Source organism: Flavimaribacter sediminis, assembly GCF_019492055.1.
GTDB lineage: Bacteria > Pseudomonadota > Alphaproteobacteria > Rhizobiales > Rhizobiaceae > Flavimaribacter > Flavimaribacter sediminis.
The window spans coordinates 81,387-104,717 of the sequence record NZ_JAICBX010000007.1 but is presented as its reverse complement, the minus strand read 5'-3'; the positions used below and the strand labels follow the sequence as shown (position 1 = coordinate 104,717).

General features: G+C 59.6%; 13 protein-coding genes and 1 pseudogene. 2 read left to right on the top strand and 12 right to left on the bottom strand.

Going from position 1 to position 23,331, the window contains the following annotated elements; genetic code table 11:
* The first annotated feature begins 5 nt into the window (after positions 1-5).
* Complete coding sequence (locus K1W69_RS25765) at positions 6-1,064, top strand: 3-carboxy-cis,cis-muconate cycloisomerase (RefSeq protein WP_220231357.1); 1,059 nt, start codon at positions 6-8, stop codon at positions 1,062-1,064.
* Positions 1,065-1,079: 15 nt separating this feature from the next.
* On the opposite strand, the gene K1W69_RS25760 is transcribed toward K1W69_RS25765, so the two are convergent.
* The 5 genes from K1W69_RS25760 to K1W69_RS25740 form a co-directional block, all read right to left on the bottom strand.
* A complete protein-coding gene (locus K1W69_RS25760) occupies positions 1,080-2,006 on the bottom strand; it encodes an urea transporter (protein WP_220231356.1) in 927 nt (308 codons plus the stop codon).
* Positions 2,007-2,052: 46 nt separating this feature from the next.
* Complete coding sequence (locus tag K1W69_RS25755) at positions 2,053-3,351, bottom strand: YlbE family protein (RefSeq protein ID WP_220231355.1); 1,299 nt, start codon at positions 3,349-3,351, stop codon at positions 2,053-2,055.
* Between the two features lie 202 nt (positions 3,352-3,553).
* Positions 3,554-4,813, bottom strand: a complete 1,260-nt coding sequence (locus K1W69_RS25750; RefSeq protein ID WP_370688318.1) for a glycerate kinase type-2 family protein — start codon at positions 4,811-4,813, stop codon at positions 3,554-3,556.
* Between the two features lie 78 nt (positions 4,814-4,891).
* Positions 4,892-9,214, bottom strand: coding sequence for a cytochrome P450 (locus K1W69_RS25745; protein WP_220231354.1), 4,323 nt, complete (start codon positions 9,212-9,214; stop codon positions 4,892-4,894).
* Positions 9,198-11,081 carry an AfsR/SARP family transcriptional regulator gene (locus K1W69_RS25740; protein ID WP_220231353.1) on the bottom strand — a complete coding sequence of 628 codons (1,884 nt, stop codon included), beginning with the start codon at positions 11,079-11,081 and terminating at the stop codon, positions 9,198-9,200. Before K1W69_RS25740 ends, K1W69_RS25745 begins: the two co-directional genes overlap by 17 nt.
* A gap of 484 nt (positions 11,082-11,565) precedes the next feature.
* Between K1W69_RS25740 and K1W69_RS25735 the strand changes: the two genes are divergently transcribed.
* On the top strand, positions 11,566-12,153 hold the full coding sequence (locus K1W69_RS25735; RefSeq protein ID WP_258571378.1) for a histidine phosphatase family protein: 588 nt from the start codon (positions 11,566-11,568) through the stop codon (positions 12,151-12,153).
* A 35-nt stretch (positions 12,154-12,188) separates the two neighbouring features.
* On the opposite strand, the gene K1W69_RS25730 is transcribed toward K1W69_RS25735, so the two are convergent.
* The 7 genes and pseudogenes from K1W69_RS25730 to K1W69_RS25700 form a co-directional block, all read right to left on the bottom strand.
* Positions 12,189-13,085, bottom strand: a complete 897-nt coding sequence (locus K1W69_RS25730) for a PfkB family carbohydrate kinase (protein WP_220231352.1) — start codon at positions 13,083-13,085, stop codon at positions 12,189-12,191.
* Positions 13,086-13,473: 388 nt separating this feature from the next.
* Positions 13,474-14,481 carry an aldose epimerase family protein gene (locus K1W69_RS25725; RefSeq protein WP_220231351.1) on the bottom strand — a complete coding sequence of 336 codons (1,008 nt, stop codon included), beginning with the start codon at positions 14,479-14,481 and terminating at the stop codon, positions 13,474-13,476.
* Between the two features lie 47 nt (positions 14,482-14,528).
* Positions 14,529-15,713 carry a vWA domain-containing protein gene (locus tag K1W69_RS25720; protein WP_220231350.1) on the bottom strand — a complete coding sequence of 395 codons (1,185 nt, stop codon included), beginning with the start codon at positions 15,711-15,713 and terminating at the stop codon, positions 14,529-14,531.
* A gap of 8 nt (positions 15,714-15,721) precedes the next feature.
* Entirely contained in the window at positions 15,722-16,645 is a 924-nt protein-coding gene (metA, locus tag K1W69_RS25715; protein WP_220231349.1) for a homoserine O-acetyltransferase MetA, read from the bottom strand.
* A 46-nt stretch (positions 16,646-16,691) separates the two neighbouring features.
* The gene (locus tag K1W69_RS25710; RefSeq protein ID WP_220231348.1) at positions 16,692-17,534 is read right to left on the bottom strand and encodes an AAA family ATPase; all 843 of its coding nucleotides are present in this window, start codon (positions 17,532-17,534) and stop codon (positions 16,692-16,694) included.
* Positions 17,535-17,652: 118 nt separating this feature from the next.
* A pseudogene (metH, locus tag K1W69_RS25705) lies at positions 17,653-21,356 on the bottom strand (methionine synthase).
* Between the two features lie 159 nt (positions 21,357-21,515).
* Positions 21,516-23,330 (bottom strand): ABC-F family ATP-binding cassette domain-containing protein, encoded by a 1,815-nt coding sequence (locus tag K1W69_RS25700; RefSeq protein ID WP_220231347.1) that lies wholly within the window; start codon positions 23,328-23,330, stop codon positions 21,516-21,518.
* Position 23,331 lies beyond the last annotated feature (1 nt).

The window sequence follows — 23,331 nt, the reverse complement described above, 5'->3', positions numbered from 1 at the left end:
CCGCCATGTCCGCCACAGTCTTTGACAATCCTATCCTCGGCAAGCTGTTCGATCCGGGCCAGGTCGCCCGCTGTTTCGAGCTGCAGGCTGAAATCAACGCCATGCTGCGTTTCGAGACGGCGCTTGCAAGGGTGCAGCAGAACGCCGGCGTCATACCGCAAGGCGCCGCGCGGGCGATAGAAGCGGCCGCCGACGCATTCTCGCCCGATCTGGACGCGCTCAGCGAAGCCACACGGCGCGACGGCGTATGCGTCCCCGAACTGGTGCGGCAGTTGCGCAAGGCCGTCGGCGAGCCTAATGCGCAACACGTCCATTTCGGCGCGACAAGCCAGGATGTCATCGATACGTCCCTCATCCTGCGCCTGAAGCCGGCGCTCGAACAGATCGAGCATGAAATCGCGCAAGTGACGGCTGGCCTGACCCGCCTTGCAGGCGCCTCGGGTTCGCAGAAGTTAAACGGCCACACACGCATGCAGACCGCTCTTCCGATCACGGTCGGCGACAAGATTCGCAACTGGACGCGGCCATTGCAGGACGCAGCCGTGGCGCTCGAAGCATTGCGCCCGCGACTGCTGCGCCTCCAGTTTGGAGGCGCTGTCGGCACACTCGACAAGCTGGGCGAAAACGGAAAGGACATCAGCGAAGCGCTCGCCGTCGAGCTCGACCTGGCGCCATCCGTCAATTGGCACACGCAGCGCGGAGCGCTGGCGGCGCTTGCCGGCTGGCTCAGCGAAGTGACCGGCGCGCTGGGCAAAATCGGTCAGGACATTTCGCTCATGGCGCAGAACGAGGTTTCAGAGATAGCAATCAGCGGCGGAGGCGGATCATCCGCCATGCCGCACAAACAGAACCCGGTCTCCGCCGAACTGCTTGTGACGCTCGCCCGCTACAATGCTGCGCAGACCGGCGGAATGCACCAGGCTTTGATTCATGAGAATGAACGATCCGGGGCGGCATGGTCTCTTGAGTGGATGATCCTTCCGCAAATGGTGCTGTCCTGCGGCGCTTCGCTGAGAACTGCGGGCAACCTGATCGGACGCATCGAAAGAATCGGCGCCGAATAGCGGCGGAATGTTTCGTTACGCTTCCTCTTCGGAAGGACCGAACCATTTGTCTTCGACCCATCCGAGGACCAACATCAGCCAGATGGTGATGAGGAATGGCGCGGCCAGTGACTGCAGGCCGAGATCCCCGACCGCCGGGATCAGCATGGTTGCAAGAATGGCGCCCAGCACGGCGAGCCTCAACTTCTCCCCGCAAGTCACATAGGCTGCAACGGCGGCAAGCACCCCGTTGAAGCCGTAAAGACCCAGATTGACGCTCCCGGGATCCACGTCCCCGTAGTAATAGGACACCATGGTGCCAACGATGGCGCCTGATGCGGCGACCACGGCGTGCCGCCAGTTGCTCACCAGCATGCCGACTATGAACAGAACCCCCGACAGGATCGTTGGAGAATACACAGCCTGCCCAAGGCCCATCAGCACAGCGAGCATCGGATTGAAATCGGCGACCTGCAGAACTGGAAAGGCCAGCGGCTGCAGCACGTCTACGTGCGGAGCAAGAGCGGCCAGAACCCAGAAAATGATAAGAAAGGGCAGGATGAAAAAAGGAAACGGCAGGAAATAGAGGAACAGTTTGACCAGGGCGACAGCAGCCACGATGCACGCCAGCAAAACGCCCCACATGCCGAAATTCGTCCATCCCGTCTCGTAGAACGAAGGCAGCGAAACCGCGATCAGCGAGGGATTGAGCCCGGGCAGACCGGTGTCTTCGGCATGGTCCCGGTCGCCGATTACCCAGCGACCCGCCGGCGCGATGATTGCCGCCACAAGCAGATAGACCGCGGAAATGGGAGATGAGACCAGAACTGCGGCAAGGAAGAACAGCCCGGTCAGTTCATTTGTCTGGAAGCATAGCTGCGAACAGCTCCGCAACGGTAACCGCCAGTACGGAACCGTCCCCGCCGCAATCGGCGGGAAAATCATGTCAACCGGCCGTTTCAAGGTCCGCCGCCCGGCAGGAATCATCGAGAACCGGAATGTTCATGTGTCATGCTTCGGCTTCGCCAAGCGCGATCGCCGCGCTGATGAAAGCCTCCATAGGCGGATGCAGATACCCGACTCCGGCGGCCGGTCGGTTCATCTGCCTGTTCGCCAGACCGGAATTCACCGCGGGACGAATCTTTTTCTCGATGACCTTCAGGACGTCGAAGCCCATCGGCGAACCACGGTTTTCCAGCGCGGGTATGCGGAAAAAGTCGCTTTCCGATTCCGTTACGCCGTAGAGCTGCGTCGTCGTGCCGGTCGCGTCCTTGAATCCGCCGGCGATCGATCTCGCCGTTCCGCCCAGACCCATGGTTTCGGTTATGGCGCTGTCGCCCATATCCCTTCCGACATCGGCCGGCGACAATCCCGGCATGAGGAAACCCCGTCCGATCTCGGCGAGTCCGGTAAACCACCGATCTCCCAACCCCGACACCTTGATTCCGAATTCGGTTCCGTTGCGGGCCATGACGGTGACAATGCTGCTGTGGGCGACATTGCTGCCAGCAATGCTGATCGCCTTGCAGGTAGCCATGATCGGATTCAGTGTGAACAGTTCGTCGCAGTAGATCAATTCGGTAATCTTGAGCAGCGTGTCCTGATCCTTGCAGGTTCTGATCAGGCCCGGCATCAGAACCCGCAGAAACATCGGCGTTGTTGCAGTCATGGCGACGTGACAGTCGTCACCGAGCAACAGTCCCTTGCCGATGATCGGCAGCAGATCGATCGGACCCACATGTTGGATGACATCGTTGAGGATCGGACCGAACGTATCCGCCACCCAATGGAGATGATCGATAGCCGGCTTTTCATACACGCCGAAACGCACCGAAGCGCCCATGAAGTCGCCGAGATCATCGCTGATATTGGAATAGGTTCTCTGACCGGAGACCTGGTCTTCGATGATATAGACCGGCATGGACCAGGTGGTGACGCCGGCCATCGGCCCGACCGCGTCGTGGTCGTGACACGGCTCCAGATTCACTTCGCCTTTTTCCATCAGGGCGACAGCTTCGTCTTTGCTCTTGGCGAGGCCTTCGAACAGCATGCCGCCGATGATGGCGCCCTTCATGGCGCCGGAGGCCTTGTCCCAACTATTGGGCGGTCCAGCATGGAGTATGAGGTTCTCCCGCATTCCGGGAATGTGATCCTTGGCTTTTCCGACGCCGACCACCACCGGGCTGGAGCGCTTCATCCGCGAAATCGTCTCGGCGTTGGCCTGCTGGTTGACGACCCTCAGCGCCGGATCCTTGAACTTCTGCACAAGCTCACTCACGGTCGGCTTGATATCTATGTCGATCGTCATTAATTCCCCTCACAGATCATTTATATGTCAATTGCGGGAACAGGAGCACAGACCGGATCTGATAAATACAATATCCGCTCCCCCGATTTCCTGCATAAAAACGTCACTTTTCCAACCAAGACTTGGCACAGTTTATCGGCATTGCAGTATAATGGAACCGCTGTTTTTGGCGGTTGCTTAACAATTTTCCATCAACCGCAAATCATTTGACGAGTATAGCCCGGAAATCGTTTACGTTGGTGCCGGTTGGGCCCGGAACGAAGAGCGTGCCGGCCATGTCGAACGCCGCCCAGCAGTCATTATGCCGAAGCAGCCAGGCCGGGTCGCCGCCAGCCTTGCGAATGGTTGCAACCGTATCGCCGTCGGCATAGGCGCCTGCATTGTCTTCGCTCCCGTCGATTCCGTCGGTGTCGGCCGCCAGCGCATAGATCGACGCCTCGCCATCGATATCGAGCGCAAAAGACAATAAAAACTCTCCATTGCGTCCTCCGCGGCCCTTGTTTTTCAGGGACACGCTGGTCTCGCCTCCCGACAGGATGACGACGGGCTTGGAGAAGGGCTGGTTTCGAATGAGCACCTGCTTGGCGATCGCCGAATGTACGTGGGCGACCTCGCGCGATTCGCCCTCCATTGCGTCAGACAGGATGAAGGCGTCGAAGCCCCTTTCGCGCGCCGCCCTGGCGGCCGCTTCCAGCGAGATTTGCGCCGAGGCTATGATATGGGTCTCGTTTCCCTCGAAACGCGGATCGTCCGCATCCGGCGCGCGCGCGGCGTCGCCTGACAGATGGCGTTGAACAGCCTTCGGCAGATCGATTTCGTAGGCCTCGATATATGCCCGCGCCTCTTCGAGCGTTCCTTCGCCCGGAATTGTCGGACCCGACGCCACGTAGGACGCAACGTCGCCTGGGATGTCGGAAACGATAAGAGACACGACCCTGGCGGGCGACGCGGCAAGCGCCAGCCGGCCGCCCTTGATGCCGGAAACATGCTTGCGGATGCAGTTCATCACGGAAATCGGCGCGCCGGACTTCAGAAGCTCCTGGTTCAGCGCAATCTCGTCGGCGAGCGCCAGGTCGCCGGGCGGGGACGGAAGCAACGCCGAACCGCCGCCGCAAATCAGCGCGACCACCAGATCGTCTTCCGTCAAACCCTCGACGCATTCGAAAAGCCGCGCCGCGCCCTTCAGACCCGCTTCGTCGGGAACCGGATGCGCCGCCTCGATCACGTCGATCGATTTGCACGGCGCGGCATAGCCATAACGCGTGACGACAGCGCCCGAAATCGGTCCGTCCCATCGTTCCTCAAAGGCTGCAGCCAACTGAGCCGCCCCTTTGCCCGCCCCGATCACGATCGTCCGCCCCTTCGGCTTTTCCGGCAGGAAAGCGTCTATGCAGCGATCAGGAAGCGCCGCCTCGACAGCAACGTGGAACAGCGACTCGAGGAAACTTCTTTCGGACATCATGCGACGAACCTTGCCGGAAGAGATTGTGAAACATCTGATATCTTGCAGAAATTTCCGCCTTCGACAATGTCGTCGCCATCAAATGCCGAGATAGCGCAGCGTAGCGCGGCCCGGCATGAAAAAATATCCGCCCCCTTTCATGGTGACATAGGTCTGCATGTCGTTGAGCTGGACCGGGCCGTTCGATGTGGGAATGGTAAAACTGCCCTTTCCGGCCGGATCCATCAGGGGATCGGGTTCCCGGCGCAGACCATGAAACGTCGGCGCATTGACCCAGCTCTGCTGCACAAACTCGAACTGGCGCTCGATATTTGCGTTGAAGCAGCAAAACAGCAGACCTTTTTCCTCGTCCTCGCCGCCCTCGTCACGACTATAAGGCCGGCCGCGACGCAGGATCCGGTGCCGGTTGGCAATGTCGAGCGCGGCCTGTGAGTCGGGATTGAAGGATTCGCGGGGATTGGAGCGACGGATGTGGGCTCCATGCGGACAGCGCAGTCCTTGTGCGTCATCCCGGCCGTAAAGGAAATCATTCTCGTCCGATACGGCGTCCGTGCTCTTCGGCTCCCGAACCAGCGGCGCGCCGCTTTTCCAGCGGCCGATGATCTTGGCGGCGACCCAGTCAGCATTGGCTTCGCCCGCCAGATCAGGTCTTTCCTCCGCGACCTTTTCAGCCTTGACCCTGGCGTTCTCCCAAAAACCCTCCACATCCTGCTGCAGTTGGCGTATGACGAGGAAGCTCCCGTTGCGCCCGAGATCGCGTTTGTCGCTGCGTCGATCGGAGAAATCGGCGAAGCGTTCCGGCAGCTTGTCGGCGGGCAAAGGCAGCTCCTGGGCCGGATCGTTGTATTCAAGCAAATACGGCGACGGCGCGAACAGCTCCTTGTTGTCCTGGTATCCAAGAATGAACTCGCCCGGATTGACGGTGTTCGCATCGCTGGCGCCCAGGGTATGACGTTGCGTGCCACGCATCACCGGCTGCGAAATACCGTCGCGAAAACCGAAATGCTCGATTGACTTGTCTGGCTTGCCGGTCTTGGAATTCTTGGCGAAAGCGCAATCGACCCGATGTACGACGTCGATCGCCTCGCCCAACAACCTCTCCACTTCACGCAAGAGCGCCTCGTGCTGTTTGCGCGTGCGCCCCATGACGAAGAGCACAGCATCGGTTGTGAGCCGGTCGCCGGCGCCTTCATCCCAACTGTCGGCCCAGAGCCAGTTGCCGTTCCCGTTGCGGCCGCTGTCTCCGAGAATCCGGCCGCGACGACCCATCCCTGACAGATAGGCCTGCGGGAAACTCGCAAGACCCTGCTGGCCTTCAAAGCCCGGCATGCCGAGTTTTGCGAGACCGCTTCGCGACAACGCGAAGGAACAGGCGCGATCCGGATGTTTGACGTCGCCAAAGGCGATCAGGGGCTCCCGGTAGTCGTCGACGCCGTCCTGCGGTCGCCCGATCAGTTTCGACACAAAAGCCTTGAGGGCCGTGCGATGGTCGGGATCGTCGCTGAAATGGAGCGCGAGACAGCTCGACCAGTCGAGCTCCTTGAAACCGTGAAACAGGAAGGACTGAACCTCGTCCGTCTCGATCGCCGTCACCGGGTGCGGCATGGAACCGAAATAGCTCAGCCAGGCGCGCGCGCCGGAATTTGTTCGCGATCTGGCCAGACCGTCGCGAACCAGCGCGTTGATGCGGATATTGTCGTTTGTGAGTTCCCCGAAACGGCAATACCAGAACTGCGTTTCGACCTGTTTGCCGCGCACCCAGATCTTGAACCGGTCGCCGTCATAGGCGCCTTTCTGCATAAGCCCGCGCGTGCGCGGATACCCGGCGCAATTGCTCCACACGGCGTTCTGCCCCTGATAGGCCTTGTTGGAGAAGTCTTCCAGATAGCTTTCCCAGCTTCCGTCATAATTCGCCTGAAAGACCAGGTTTTCGGTGCCTGCAAGACGGAACCATTTGGCGTGGCGGATAGTGCCGATGTCGACCACATAGCCGGGCCTGAACCAGTGGCGCACTTCCAGCGCAATGGCGTAAAATCCACCGGCGAGCGCCAGCTTGCGCAGCCATCCCTTTTTCAGTTCGTTGACGGCCGTTATGTGGTTCTGCCGGTATCGTGGATCGTTTTCGCGGCTTTCGATTGCGCGCAAGGCGTCGTGGTCGGGATTGGATTCATCAACGGCGTCGCGAGCTTCCTTGCGCAGGAAGAACTGGACCGCGCCGAGGATGACAGCCGAAACGCCGACAAGCAGCACCAGAAGCCATCCAAAACCGATCATTCGCCACAGCAGCACCAGAACAATCGCCATTACAAAGTAGGATATCAGGGCGCGCCGCGACAGCAGCCAGGCTTTCAGCGCGTCCAGCGCCGTGCGATCGTGCTTTCCGGCCAGCAGCACTTTGCGTCCTGCGGGACGAAACAGCAGATGGCCAAGGTCCTCTCCGCGTTCGAGCCACTCGCGCATGCGCGCCGCCGCATCTGCGTCGCCGTCTTTTTCCAATCGGTCGGCCTCGTCTACAAGCCGGTGATCCTGACGCAGATAGGCCCGCACGAGACCAAGCGTCTGCTGAGCATAGTTCCCGTTTTCCCGGGGATCCGGTTCGGTATGTTCGATAATGTCCTGCGCAAGGGCGTAAAGCTTGCCTTCTTCCTCGATCTGCCGGACCGAGAATTCCCCGACGCCATTGAAGTTTAGCCCCATCATGCCCCAGGGCCGGGTCTTGAGATCGACAACATGAGGAGCGAGCCAGGTCGAGAGGCTGGCCCCGGCCGGCATGCCCGCCAGCCGGAGAACCGGCGCAAGAGCGTCTCCCGCCCATTTCTCCACGGACTTCAGGATCGTCTCCTGATTTCCGTCGGCGTTCAGTTCGATCAACAGGGTCGATTTGCGTTCTTCACCGGACAAAAGCTCTACGACAGTCATGCTGGCTGTATGGACGACGCCGGTCTTGTCGAGCGCCAGGCGAATCTCTCCCTTCGCCGGATTGCCAAGATCCTCGCGCAGTCTGGCCGCCACTTCCGGCGCCTGTTCAGCCTCGAGAGGCACGGCGATCGTCATCATCGATTGCCCGTCAGGAGCCGACTTCGGATCGAAGAGCATTGGATAGCTGTAGGGAAACGGACCCATCGCCCGCATCATCCGCCAACGCGATTTCGGCCTTATGTTGTCCTGCCGGAAAAGCTGCAGAAAGGCTTCCGTCATGATCTCGGTCGCGAGGTGACGGCCAAGGCAGGCGTGGTGTCCGTGTCCGAACATGAAGGCGGGATCGACGATCCGGCCCGGTCTGAATGCGTACGGGTGGTCGGTGAACGCCGGATCCGACAGGGCCGACATGGTGCACACCATCACGGTGTCGCCCTTCTTGAAACTGTGTCCGGTCGTCCCTTCGCCAGTCAGCGTGAAATCGCGATTGACGTAGCGAAAATGCCCGGGAAATCCTGCGGGCTTGAGCCGCGCTGCTTCCAGCACGATGTCCCGGACGCGGTCGCGATTATCCGCCGAGGCGGCCTCATGCAGCATTTTCAGTCCGCCGCGCTGGCCGAGCAGCGCTTCGAAGGCGTGTCCGGCGGCCAGCGTCGTCGTCGGAACCGTTCCGCTGACCATGCCGACGAGGATCGCGCGGATACGGGCGTCGGTAATGAACTCCGACAGAACGGTTCCGTCGCTCAGGGTTTCGTTCGAATGGCGCATGCGGATCATGCGCCCGAGCAAAGTCGCGGGATCAGGCGAACGCTCCATTTTCGCAATCGACCAGTCAATCACCGAGTTCAATCGCTTGGCGCCCGCAAAGGCGAGTTTGCGGTCTTCCAATCGGGTTCCGCCTGGATCGGCGAACAGCGTGTCACTGATCGCAACGCCCCATTCTGCGAAAGCCTCCGGATCGTCGCAGTCGAGGCCGAAATAGGTCAGGCAGGCTTCGGTCAGAAGCGGCGTAATGTAGCCCTTCATGAGGTCGATCCGGCCGTTGCTGTCCGAAATCAGACCTTTCGTGCTGCGCCGCACATTCTCCAGCACATTGTCGATATCGCCGGGTTCGGCGATTTTCTGCATCAATTCGCGCTGGCGGTGATGTTCCTCGTCGTCAAGCCCAAGCCCGAAAGTCACCCCTCCGGCGAGCGCCTTCATTTCAGGACCGAAAGGAACTTCGAATACCTCGTGATTTTCGAGGATCGCCTTTACGTCGGCGGCGCGGGTCACGAAAATCGCGCCGGACAGATTGAAAACCGGCCTGTAATTGCGCGCGGCGCGCAGGATAAGCGGCATTGCCTTTCCAAGGCCGCTGCGTTTCAGAGCCGAGACATAACCCGAAACGCGGCCGGACATATCGAAATGCTCGGCTTCGGCCCGAAGCCTGTTCAAATCATCGCTATCAACGCCTTCATAGTATTTAGTCTGCCTTCCCATTGTTCGCCCCACCCTGGCTCTGGCTTTGAATCACATAGGCTCTGTCAATTGCCGATTCGGCTGCATTGCGCAGTTTCCGGATCCATTTCCTGTCCCGGAACGGAACCCATTCAAAATGGCGTTCGGTCAGGCGCGTCTCGGTCGTCGCAAAGGCGCTGACGGCGCGACTGATCAAGTCCGGGTCGCCGAGTTCTTCGCTCGCGCAGATCCTGACCAGATGCGCGTACCAGTAGTTCGGGCGATGCAACAGCGCGTGATTGGCGTAGTCGATCGCCTTGTTCATATCCCCGCGCAACATTTGCGCCATCGCCATCTCGCCAAGTTGTATGAAGAGGTGCTGGTCATTCGGACTGAGCCTGATTGCGGTGTCGAGCGGCTCGATGGCCGATCGCGCATCGCCTGCCAGATAGAGCGTCGTGCCCAACTGCTGGTGCGCCTTCATCAGGCTGGGGTTGAGTTCGATGGCGCGTCGCAGAGACTGAATGGCTTCGTCATGCTGACCCATCCAGGTTTCCGCGATGCCGACCAGCGTAAAACCGCGGCCGTCTGTGCTGTCGGACATTTTGGCGCGTTCGGCGATGAGCCTGACATGGTCGATCTCGTCATAGCTTCCACGCGTGTTCCAGATCCGCCAAAGATGCCAGAGCGCCATCTGGATCAGAGCTTCCGACGCGTCCGGTATGATTTCCATGGCCGCATCGAAATGCTGCTTGGCGACCTGGGCGCCTTGCTGGGTAAGCTTGTGCATATACCAGCGCCCGCGCCAGATGTGATCGTCGAAATCGCCGTTGATCCAGCGCGGATCCGTTGAACGCCGCTGTTCCGCGACATCGATGCGCGAATCGATCGTGCCGACGATCTCCGACAGCATCGCGTCGACCGCCTCGCCCGCATGGGATCGTCCGATCTCGAAACGCTGCGACCACATTGCAAGACCCGATTCGGCGTTGGTCAGTCGAATGCGTAGTGAAAAAATGTTGTCGTGAAGAAACAGATCGCCATCGACCACATATCGGGCGTCGACCTGATCCCCGATGGCGATCAGGTCGCGATCCTCCGCCCGAAATCCGAAGGTCGAACTGCGCGCAATGACGGGAAGCCAGCACAGGCGCGCCATTCGTTCAAGCAGATCCTCGCTGACGCCGTCCGCGGCGTATTCAAGCTTTGGATCGCCTGTCTTGTTGAGCAATGGCGCAATCGCGACCGCCTGCCGACGCACACGCCCCCCTGACTGATTGCGACTACCGAGCAGTTCGCCCATCAATGGAGAAAAATGGGTTGTCGAATAAGTGTCAGTCCCCGGCCCTGGAAAATGCTCTGTCGAAAGCTCCAGGCGCGCGCGCTCCGGTCTGCGGATTGCGGTGGCTTCTGATCTGTCAACATGGTCCCTCGCCTGCGGACGCAAACGCTCGAAATAGTCCTTCCAATAGGCTCTCTGCTCCCGCAACCAGTTCGAGAACTCCTCGTCGCGGATGTCCATGCCTTCAAGGAAATCCCTGATTTCACCCGGTTGCGCCGCCAGATCGCGGGCGCTTGACGATAGCTGGTCGATATCGAGACTGACACGGGAAAGGTCGAGAGACACGACAGTGGCGTCCGCCGAAATCACGTCGCTAAACTCTCCGAGACTCTTGCGGATTTCACGCAGACTCTGGCGCAGACTGGCGGATCCCTGGCTTTCCTGGCGGTCGCTCCACAGGTGGCCCTGCAGCCATTTGCGGCCGCGCCGCCCATCAGGCGCAACCGCAAGCATCGCGATAAGAGCCTTCGACTTGCGGCCCCTCGGTGTAAAGTCGCCGCCGTCCAAGCCCGATATCGACAATGGTCCCAGGAGGTTTATTCTCAGAAGTACCTGGTCGTTCCCCATTCCATGCCTAGCGCCCCGCAAGGGCATATCTCGTCATCATTACAATACAGCCAATAGCAACTGATGGTTGCTTTCAGGTCTGTGACATCCATCACAACCATAGATGTGAAGAAATATTTTGTAAATTATCTGAAATAGCGAGAACAATACCAGAACATTATGCGCAAAACGAGCGCAAGATTGCTTGTCATTGGATTTTTTTGAAACAAGACGGAAGGTTTACGATCAACGCAGACCACTATTTCCAGTGTGCAACCACCGAAAAACAAGGCTTTTGCCCTGGCAACCTCTCCGGGAAGCCGGAGAGCAGATTGCCCGTCGGAGCGAGCCGGGGCACGGCAGTTTCGAGCTGCATCGCTGATGCCTTGGGTCATCCATGTCCAAGGATTGGCTTGCCCTGCAGACCAAGAACGGTCAACATGGAAGGTGAGTTTTCTTCGGCGAAATCAGCTATCCAGGCGCCCGAAGTTTGAGGAAACGCGTAATGACAAGACGATGGGCCATGGTCGCCGTTTTTACGGCCTTCATGGCGGTGCGTGTGGATGCGGCAAGCGCGACCGAGGCGGCGTGGGCGCTGATTTCCGGCGGCGGCTATACGATCCTGTTGACCAACGCCGACGCTCCGGGAATTGGCGATCCGCCCTATTTCGAGCTCGACGACTGTTCAACGCAACGCAATCTTTCCGACCGCGGACGGCAGCAGTCGCGCCGCTGGGGCGTGAAGTTCGCCACCCGTTCCATATCCATTTCCCGGCTCTATTCGAGCCGCTGGTGCAGAGCGCTGGATACTGCCGCCAACGCGTTTCGAAGTCCTCCTGTAGAGCCGTTGCCGGCGCTTGATCTCATTCAGGAAGGCGACAGCGACGTCGACATGAAGATCGACGGCGTATTGGACGTCATTCGCGACTTTCGCGGGCCAGGCAACCAGGTGATGGTCACACACGACGTTAATGTCGAGGCCCTCACAGGCGTGACGCCGAGGACCGGGGAGGCGCTGATCGTTATCCCGAAGAAAGAGGTTGGCGAAGGAGAACCGCCCCTGCGCGTCATCAACGAAATTCTGCTGAACTGAATTGCGCCAAAGCTGGGTATAAATCTCTGTCGGCGTCAGGAATTTTCTGCAAGGAACGCCTCCACTTCGGCGGTGCTCGGCGCGCCTGCCCGTCCTCCGAAGCGCGTGCATTTGAGCGCGGCGACCGCATTGGCGAAACGGATCGCCTCCCTTTCACCGGCTCCTTCGCCGATCTTCAGTGCGAAAGCGCCGTGCCAGACGTCTCCGGCGCCCAGCGTGTCGACAGCCTGCACGGCAAAGGACGGCATATGCGCGACGCCGTTACCTTCCAGCCAGGTCACCCCCTTGTCTCCGAGCGTCACGCAGACCCAGGCCCCCGTCTCGGCCGCGGCTGCCCGCAGCGCCGTTTCAAAATCGCTCTCTCCGGTGAAGTCCATCAGGCCTCTCTGCCCGAATGCGATATGCGAGGCGACGCCCAACGCCGCCTGCGCCTCGCGCACCGGAGGCTCGGCGTCCAGGATACCAGGCGCGCCGCGCTCTCTGGCCTTTTCCATGGCGACTCGCGCGCCCTCCGGCCAGCGCGTATCCGCGAGCGCAACGGCGAAGTCCGGGAAATCCGACGAGGCCAGCCAGTCAGCGCTGAAATCAAGCGCCTCGTCCCTGTAATTGACGATCATCCGTTCGCCGGAACGGTCGACGACCACTGAGGAATAGGACGATCGGCCATTTTCGAACCGCCGTACAAGCGAACAATCGACGCCTTCATCGCGCAAACCCGTAACGATCAGGTCGCCGACCATATCCTGGCCGACCCGCGCCGCCAGATGGGCGCTCCCGCCGAGCCGGCTGATCGCCGCCGCAGCATTGGCGGCGCAGCCGCCGCCGACGACCGCAGCATTCTGCGCCCGCGTTTTTGCGCCGGCCTTCGGCATCTCATCGACGCGGAAAACGAAATCGATTACCGCGACGCCAACAGTCAGGATTGAGGTCATGTGTAAAGAAAACTCACGTTTGGAATACTATCCGTGTCGCAGGATCGCCGTCAGGTCAACCACTTCAGACGATCCGGTCCTTGCCTCGACCACGCTGGCTCGTTTTCGCTGGTCGGAGAACAGCAATGATGATTTTTACCCGAGGTTGTGCTATAAAGCACTTAGCCGAACAAACGCGCTTGCGCGCCATTTTGAGTCCGCGAACGCGAGAATCGCAAATTCCCGAAACAAAGCCAGAATCTGTCTCGGGCAGGGTTTTCACGCTGAACGGTCGTGTTCAAAAGCCGAACAGCAGTCGGCAAGAATTAGTAATTATCAAACAATTTCAATGTCTTAAAAATACTACATATCGTTATCCGTGCATTCCACACACCGATTGCGTACGGTTTCAGGCGCGTGAAAAGACGTAATCCGTTTCCTGGACAAGTGTTTCACCCGGTGCAAGGATCGCGTTCGGGAACTGGTCATGATTGGGCGAGTCCGGCCAGATCTGCGTTTCCAGGCAAAGCCCGCAAAATGCGCCGTAAGGCGCTCCGTGGAGACCCGGAACAGGCGTGTTCACCTTGTAGCCGCAATAGAACTGCAGGCCCGGCTCTCCGGTCCTCACCTCGAGCGAAACGCCTGAGTGCGGACTCCTGACCAACGCCACGCTGCGCTTGTCCGTCCGTTCGTCCGAAAGACAGAAATTGTGGTCGTAGAGCGTTTGATCCCCGCCTTTGTCACTTCGAATCGACCGCATCTGACGCAGGTCGAACGGTGATCCGATGACGCCGAGAATATCGCCGATCGGTATCTGGTCGCGATCCACTGGAATGTAATGGTCGGCGTCTATCCTGATCTCGTGGTCCAGAATGTCCGGCCGCCCATCCAGGTTGAAATAGCTGTGATGCGCCATGTTGCAAACCGTGGGCCGGTCGGATTGCGCCTCATGGATCACCGACAGAACGCCGCCCGGCAGCAGCCTGTAGGTGCAGGCCATGCGACATTTTCCGGGATAGCCCATATGTCCATCCATCTCCTCGATCTCGAGCCGGATGAAATCCGGACCTGAATCGGCGACCGACCAGACGCGTTGGCCCGTTCCTTCCGATCCGCCGTGCAGATGATGATTGTGCGCCTCGTTGCGATCGAGCTTGTAGAGAGTTCCGTCGATGCGAATCTGGCCCTTCGCAATACGATTGGCGTAGCGGCCGACCGTTGCCCCGAAATAGGGAGAATGCGCAAGATAGTCGTCGAAACGCTCGAAACCGAGCACCAGCGCGGGCGCATGCCCGCTTAGCCGCAAATCCTGAACCGCCGCGCCCCATGTGATGATCCTCGCCGTCAGTCCTCCGCCGCCAAGCGTGTAGCGGTGAACCGTCTCGCCATTTGGCGCGTGGCCGAAGATTTCCTGCATGGGTTGCGCCTCCAGCCTGCCGACCGGCGTTCCGGTTTACTTATGAATCAGCGTGAAAGCTCGCGCGTCGCCCGTTCCAGACCTGCCAGGGTCAGCGGATACATGCGGTCAGCAAATAACTCGCGCATGAGACCAATGGAATGGGTATGACGCCAGTATTTTTCGATGACCGGATTGATCCACACGGATTTCGGGAAATGATTGAGCATGCGCGTGAGCCAGACCTGACCCGATTCCTCGTTCCAGTGCTCAACGGAACCGCCCGGATAGACGATCTCGTAAGGGCTCATCGAGGCGTCGCCGACAAATATCACCCGATAGTCCGAACCGAAGGTTCTGATCACATCGTATGTCGGCAAGACTTCCTGATGTCTGCGGCGATTGTCTTTCCACACGCCCTCGTAGAGGCAATTGTGAAAGTAGTAATATTCCATGTGCTTGAACTCGCCGCGCACGGCCGAGAACAATTCTTCCACGACCTTGATATGGCCGTCCATCGAGCCGCCGACGTCAAAGAACATCAGCAGCTTGATGGCGTTGCGTCGCTCCGGCCGCGTCTTGACATCAAGGTAGCCATGCTCGGCGGTGGAGCGGATCGTGCCGCCAAGATCAAACTCCTCGTCGGCGCCTTGCCGCACCCAGCGCCGCAGCCGCTTGAGCGCCACCTTTATGTTGCGTGTGCCGAGTTCGACCGAATCGTCGAAATTCTTGAATTCGCGCTTGTCCCAGACTTTCACGGCCCGCCGGTTGCGGCTTTCCTTCTGGCCGATCCGAACGCCTTCCGGATTGTAGCCATAGGCGCCGAAGGGAGACGTTCCGGCGGTCCCGATCCATTTGTTGCCCCCCTGGTGGCGACCCTGCTGTTCTTCCAAGCGCTTCCGAAGGGTTTCCATGAGCTTGTCGAAACCGCCGAGACTTTCGACAAGCGCCTTTTCCTCCTCGGTCAGATGTTTCTCGGCAAGCTTGCGCAGCCATTCCTCGGGGATTTCGGCAGCTTGCGCCCCGGGCTCGCCGGAAACCGCTTCGAGCCCCTTGAAGGCGTGCGCGAATACACGATCGAAGCGGTCGATATAGCGTTCGTCCTTGATCAACGCGGCGCGCGCGAGGAAATAGAAACCCTCGACGTCGAAATTGACCACCTGTTCTTTCATGGCTTCCAGCAGCGTCAGATACTCGCGCAGGGAAACCGGCACCTTTGCAGCTTTGAGTTCCAGGAAGAACGGTATGAACATGCTGCCGACTACCTGTTTTCGCCGATCTGCCCGATATCGAAGGTGGTGGTCTGGTAGATCGTGTTGATCCAGTTTCCGAACAGCAGATGGGCGTGGCTGCGCCAACGGTTAAGTGGTTCCCGCGACGGGTCGTCAGCGGGAAAATAATTGTGCGGAATGTGGATCGACTTGCCCTGACTCACGTCCCGCTCGTATTCCTCCTTGAGCGAGAAGGAATCATATTCGATGTGATTGAAAATATAAAGCCGGTTGCGCTTCTGCTCGTGTATCATGCAGACGCCTGTCTCGTCGGACTTCATCAGAATTTCCAGTCCGCGCGCCGGATCGATGTCGTCCTCCCGGATCTCGGTCCAGCGTGAAACCGGTATCTGAAAATCGTCGGAAAAGCCGTTGAGATAGGGCGACGCGCGGTTGAGGTTCTGGTGTCGATAGACACCGAATGCCTTTTCCGACAGCGTGTATTTCGGCACGCGATGGAAGTGATGGATCGCCGCCATTCCGCCCCAGCAGACATTCAGCGTCGAATGCACATTGGTGACTGTCCAATCGAAGATCTGCTCCATCTCCGGCCAGTACGACACCTCCTCGAAATCCAGCAGTTCGATCGGCGCACCTGTGATGATAAACCCGTCGAACTTGCGATCGCGCACTTCCTCCCATGTGTTGTAGAAAGCAAGCAGATGCTCTTCAGGCGTATTCTTCGGCATATGTTGGCCAATGCGCACCAGGCTGAGCTCGACCTGCAGCGGCGTCGCGCCGAGGAGACGCGCCATCTGCAACTCGGTGCGGATCTTGTTGGGCATCAGATTGAGCAAGCCGATCTGCAGCGGCCGGATATCCTGGCGGATAGCGGCGGTTTCGGTCATCACCCTCACACCCTCGGCTTCGAGGGTCTGGCGCGCAGGCAACAGGTCGGGAATCTTGATAGGCATCGGTCGTCTCGATCAGCAGGAACGGATTTGCGGCAAATCGGCTATGCTAGCCGCCGTTTCTCCGCGCCATGAAAGCCAGTCGCTCGAACAGATGAACGTCCTGTTCGTTCTTGAGGAGCGCTCCGTGCAGTTTCGGCAAGGCATTCGTAGCGTTTCCCCGAAGATCGGCGGGCGAAACGTCGTCGGAAACCAGCAGGCGAATCCAGTCCAGCGCTTCGGATGTCGATGGCTTCTTCTTCAGGCCGGTGACCTCGCGAATCTCGTAGAACTGTGTGAGCGCCGCGCGCACGAGATCCTGCTTGATGCCGGGATAGTGGACATCGACGATCCGCATCAGCGTCTCGGCTTCCGGGAATTTGATATAATGGAAGAAACAACGCCGCAGAAAGGCGTCCGGCAATTCCTTCTCATTGTTCGACGTAATAATGACGATCGGCCTCTGTTTCGCGCGCACCGTTTCGCCCGTCTCGTAGACATAGAACTCCATCTTGTCGAGTTCCTGAAGCAGATCGTTCGGGAACTCGATATCCGCCTTGTCGATCTCGTCGATCAAAAGCACCACGCGGTTTTCGGCTGTGAACGCCTCCCACAGCTTGCCGCGGCGAATGTAATTGCGCACGTCATTGAAGCGCTCGTCGCCGAGCTGGCTGTCGCGCAGGCGGGAAACGGCGTCATATTCGTAGAGACCCTGCTGCGCCTTGGTGGTGGATTTGACGTGCCATTCCAGCAGGTCCAGATCCAGCGCCGCCGCAACCTGCTTCGCGAGTTCGGTCTTGCCGGTTCCGGGTTCGCCCTTGACAAGCAGCGGCCGCTCCAGCGTGATCGCCGCATTGACGGCTACGGTCAGATCCTTCTCGGCGACATAGGCGTCAGTACCCTCGAAACGCATATTCCCTACAATCTCCTATCAAACGGGCGGGACATTAGAGTGTGCCGATCTCAATTGGAAGCATTTGATGGCACAAATCGGCCTCATTCGCTTCACGATCACTCCGTTACGCGACTTTTCACGCCGTCTTTTTCAGTTCCGCGGCGCGGGCGCCTGCGTCATAAGCGAGCGACGGCGACAGCCAGGTCTCGGCTTCTGTAACCGTGACGCCCCTGCGTCTCGCATAGTCTTCGACCTGATCTTCGCCAATCCGGCCAACGCCGAAATAGGACGATCCGGGATGTGCAAAGTAGAGACCGGAGACGGAGGCCGCCGGCCACATGGCGCAAGACTCCGTAAGCTCGATGCCCACATGCTTCGGCGCCTGCAGCAGGTCGAACAACACCCGCTTGCCGGTATGATCCGGGCACGCCGGATAGCCAGGCGCCGGCCGAATACCGCGATAGGATTCGGATATCAGCTCGTTGTTGGACATGGTCTCCTCGGGCGCGTAACCCCACAGTTCCTTGCGCACTCGGGCGTGCATGGCTTCGGCCAGCGCCTCCGCGAGGCGATCGCCGAGCGCCTGAACCATGATCGAATCGTAGTCGTTTCCTTCTTCCTTGAAGCGATTGGCGATCTCGTGGACTTCCGGTCCGGCGGTCACGGCAAAGCCGCCCAGCCAGTCGGGCGCGCCTATGGGCGCGATGAAATCCGACAGGCAGAGATTCGGACGGTCGCGCGATTTGCGACCCTGCTGCCGCAGCATGCTGAAACGGGCCTGCGGCCTGTCGCGCGCTTCGCTCGCCCACACGGTGATGTCGTCCCCCTCGGAATTGGCCGGCCAGAGACCGATGACAGCCTTCGGATGAAACCAGTTGCCGACGCGCTTCAGCATCGCCTGCGCGTTGTCATAAAGATCGCGCGCGGCCGGGCCCTTGTCCGGATCATCGAGAATGGCCGGGAAGCCGCCGGACATCTCCCAGGTCTGGAAGAAAGGCGTCCAGTCGATAAAGGGCGCAATGTCGTCGACGGGAATATTGTCGAAGACCTGCAGACCGGCGACATTGGGTTTCGGTGGCGAATAGCTGTCGAAACCGCCATCGAATTTGTTGGCGCGCGCCTGGGCGATGGAAATAACCGGACGGGCCTTTTCCTTCGAGCCGCTGCCACGCATCTTTTCCTGATCGGCCGCAACTTCTGCAAGCAGATCGGGTCGCGCCGTCCTGGACAGGAGCCGGGACACAACGCCAACCGCCTTGGAAGCGTCGTCGACGTGAAGGACTCCGTGATCATATTCCGGCGCAATCTTCAGAGCGGTGTGTTTCTTCGATGTCGTTGCCCCGCCGATCAGCAACGGCAGGTCGAAGCCAGCCCGTTTCATTTCGGAGGCGACGTCGACCATGCGGTCGAGCGAGGGCGTGATGAGACCTGACAGGCCGATAATGTCGACCTTTTCTTCGCGCGCCTTTTCCAGAATGTCTTCCGTCGGCACCATGACGCCGAGATCAACCACGTCGTAGTTGTTGCACTGGAGGACAACGCCGACGATGTTCTTGCCGATATCGTGGACGTCGCCCTTGACGGTCGCCATCAGGATCCGGCCTTTCGCGCTCGTGTCGCCGCTGCGTTTTTTCTCTTCCTCCATGAAGGGGATAAGATGGGCGACGGCGGCCTTCATCACGCGCGCGGATTTTACCACTTGTGGCAAAAACATCTTGCCCGCGCCAAACAGGTCGCCAACGACGTTCATGCCCTCCATCAGCGGCCCCTCGATCACGTCGAGGGGTTTTTCGGCGCGCTGGCGGCATTCCTCCGTGTCGTCAACGACGAATTCGGTAATGCCGTGGACGAGCGCGTGACGCAGCCGCTCTTCAACCGGCGCCTCGCGCCATTTCGGATCAGCCTTCTTTTGCGCTTCGCCGGACCCGCGATAATTGTCGGCGATCGCCAACAGGCGCTCGGTCGCATCGTCACGGCGATTGAGCAGCACGTCTTCGACATGCTCGCGCAGCTCTTCCGGAATATCGTCATAGACGGTGATCTGGCCGGCGTTGACAATCGCCATGTCGAGACCGGCCCGGATCGCATGATAAAGGAACACCGAATGCATCGCCTCGCGCACCGGATTGTTGCCGCGGAACGAAAAGGAAATATTCGACAATCCTCCCGACACATGGGCGTAGGGCAGCCGTTCCTTGATCATCTTCGTCGCCTCGATGAAAGCGACCGCGTAATTATTGTGTTCTTCGATCCCGGTTGCGACGGCAAAGATATTGGGGTCGAAGATGATATCGGCCGGACTGAATCCGGCCTTTTCCGTCAGAAGCCGATAGGATCTTTCGCAAATTCTGAACTTGTGCCCGGCGGTTTCGGCCTGACCGTCCTCGTCGAAGGCCATGACGACCACTGCCGCGCCGTAGCGCCGGATGATCCGCGCCTGTTCGAGAAACGGCTCTTCGCCTTCCTTCAGGCTGATCGAATTGACGACGGATTTGCCCTGGGTGCATTTCAGCCCAGCCTCGATGACAGACCATTTGGAACTGTCGATCATCACCGGAACCCGCGAGATGTCCGGTTCGGAGGCGATGAGATTGAGGAAGGTCGTCATCGCCTGTTCGCTCTCGAGCAGACCCTCGTCCATGTTGACGTCGATGATCTGGGCACCGTTCTCGACCTGACTCCTTGCGACCTCAAGGCCGGCCGCGTAGTCGCCTTCCATGATCAGCTTCTTGAATTTCGCCGATCCTGTAACGTTGGTGCGTTCACCGATATTGATGAAAGTGGCGACGTTCATGCCGCGGCCTCTTCGCGATCGGCCTCAAACATTTCGAGGCCCGAGAGCCGCAACCGCGGGTGAAAACGCGGAACGTTGCGCGGCGCCTTGCCACGCACCGCCTCGGCGATGGCGCGGATATGATCCGGGGTGGTTCCGCAGCAACCGCCTACGATGTTGACAAGGCCCGCGTCCGCCCATGCGCCAAGATAGGCCGCGGTCTCCTCCGGACGTTCGTCATAGCCGCCCATCTCGTTCGGCAGCCCGGCATTGGGGTATGCGCAGATCCGGGTGTCGGCGATATCCGAAAGCGCCCGAATATGCGGCCGCATTTCGGCGGCGCCGAGCGCACAGTTGAGCCCGACGGAGAACGGTTTTGCATGGCTTAGCGAAATCCAGAACGCTTCCGGCGTCTGGCCAGTCAATGTACGACCGGAGCGGTCAGTGATCGTGCCGGAAATCATCAGCGGAGGAACAGCGACGCCTTCGTCACGCAACGTTTCCAACGCATAGACGGCCGCCTTCGCGTTGAGCGTGTCGAAAATGGTTTCGATCAGGATAAGGTCCACTCCGCCTTCGATTAGCGCCTTCGCCGCCTCGCCATAGGCCAGCGCAAGATCGTCGAATGTGACCTTCCGCATGCCCGGGTCGTTGACGTCAGGCGAAATGCTCGCCGTCTGGTTGGTCGGCCCGATGGCGCCGGCGATCCACACCGGCCGGTCTACGCTTTCGACCGCCTTGCGCGCGCATTCGGTGGAGGCGAGGTTCAGTTCGACGCAAATTTCCTGCAGATCGTAGTCCGCCTGGCTGATCCGGCTCGCCGAGAAAGTGTTGGTGCAGATGATATCGGCTCCGGCTTCGATGAAGGCCCGATGGATATCGGTGATCATTTCGGGCTGCGTCAGACTCAATAGTTCGTTGTTGCCCGCCAAATCAGTCGGGTGATCGCGAAACCGATCGCCGCGATAGGTCGCCTCGTCCGGTTTTCTCTCCTGGATCATGGTGCCCATCGCGCCGTCGAGGATCAGTATTCTCTCGCCGGCCATAGCCTCGATATTCGCATGCATCGTTGTGCAATTCCTGTTCGGGTTGTCTGTTTAACCGGGCGATACAGGCGGTCAAGCGGCAAGCGCTCTCACTTGTGGCGCGAATACATTGTGAGAAATGTCAGTCCGGCGATGTCGATTTGCTCGCACTATACTGGTCGATCCCTTCGTTTCAAGGGATCATCCCGCTTCAATTTCCTCGCGCAGCATCTCAAGCTCCAGCCACTCCTCCTCCATAGCCTCCAGTTTGCCCCTGAGAGAAGCAAGGTCTTCCGCAGCGCGATTGAACGATTCCGGGTCGCGGGCGAAAAGATCCGGATCGGCCATCAGGTCTTCCAGCTCACCGGCTTTCTGTTCCGCCTCTGCGATCTTGCCGGGCAACGTCTCCAGAGCGAATTTCTGCTTGTAGGAAAGTTTGCGCTCGCGGGAGGACGCCTTCGTGGCCACGGCGGCAGACGAGGATTCCGCAGGCGACGGTTTTGACCGGACCTCCTGTTCCCGCCTTTGGGCGAGCATATCGGTATAGCCGCCCGCATAGCTTATCCATCGACCGTCCGGCGCTTCCATCTGCGCCGGCGCGATGACCGAAGTCACCGTGCGGTCGAGAAAATCCCTGTCATGGCTCACCAGGATAACAGTGCCCGCGAACCCGGCGACCAGTTCCTGCAGCAGGTCGAGCGTCTCCATGTCGAGGTCGTTGGTCGGCTCGTCCAGCACGATCAGATTGGCGGGGCGCGCAAGCATCTTGGCAAGCAGCAATCGCGCCTTCTCGCCGCCCGACAATTCACGTATCGGCGTGCGCGCCTGCTCCGGCTGGAACAGGAAGTCCTTCATGTAGCCTGTCACATGTTTCTGTTCGCCATTGACGACGAGATTGTTTCCGCGGCCGTCCGTCAGGAACATTTCGAGCGACATCTGCGGATCGAGATCCTCCCGCTTCTGGTCGAGAATTGCGATTTCGAGATTGGTTCCGAGCCGCAGCGCGCCGGCGTCCGGCTGCAACTGGCCTGTGAGCAATTTCAGCAGGGTTGTCTTGCCCGCGCCGTTCGGACCGATGAGGCCGATACGATCTCCGCGATGAACGCGCAGGGAGAAATCGTCAATGACCGGACGGCCGTTATAACGCTTTTCAAGTCCTTCGGCCTCAATCACCAGCTTTCCGGAATCCTTCGCATCCGAGGCCTGCAATTTTGCCTGCCCGGTCGGTCCGCGATGGCTCTGGTGACGCTCCCGCATGGCATGCAGTTCGCCGAGCCGTCGCATGTTGCGTTTGCGCCGCGCTGTCACGCCGTAACGCAGCCAATGTTCCTCGCGCACGATCGCGCGGCCCAACTTGTGCTGGGCGCGCTCTTCTTCCTCCAGAACCTCGTTCTGCCAGTCTTCGAAAGCCTCGAAACCCTTTTCGAGACGGCGCGTCCTGCCGCGATCGATCCAGACGGTCGCCCGCGACACGGATTTCAGAAACTGCCGGTCATGCGAAATAACGACCAGCGCGCCGCGAAACGCACGCAGTTCCTTTTCCAGCCATTCAATGGTTGGCAGATCAAGATGGTTGGTCGGCTCGTCCAGAAGCAGCACATCAGGCCGGGGGGCGAGCACCCGCGCCAGCGCCGCGCGGCGCGCTTCACCGCCGGATGCTTTTGCAGGATCCTCATCTCCGCTCAGGTCCAGATGTTCGAGAAGATAATCGACGCGATGCTCGTCATCGCCGGGCGCAAGGCCGGCCATGGCATAGGCGCGCACCGTGTCGAAGCCGGTGAAATCCGGCGCCTGTTCAAGATAGCGCACTGTTGCTTTGGGATGGCGGAATATCTCTCCCGACTGGGCTTCGACTAGTCCAGCGGCGATTTTCATCAGCGTCGACTTGCCGGAGCCATTTCGGCCGACAAGACAAATCCGGTCTTCCGGTTCGACCTGCAAGTCGGCGCCGTCGAGCAGGGGCGTTCCGCCGAAAGTCAGGTGAATATCATCAAGTTTTATGATTGGCGGCGCCATC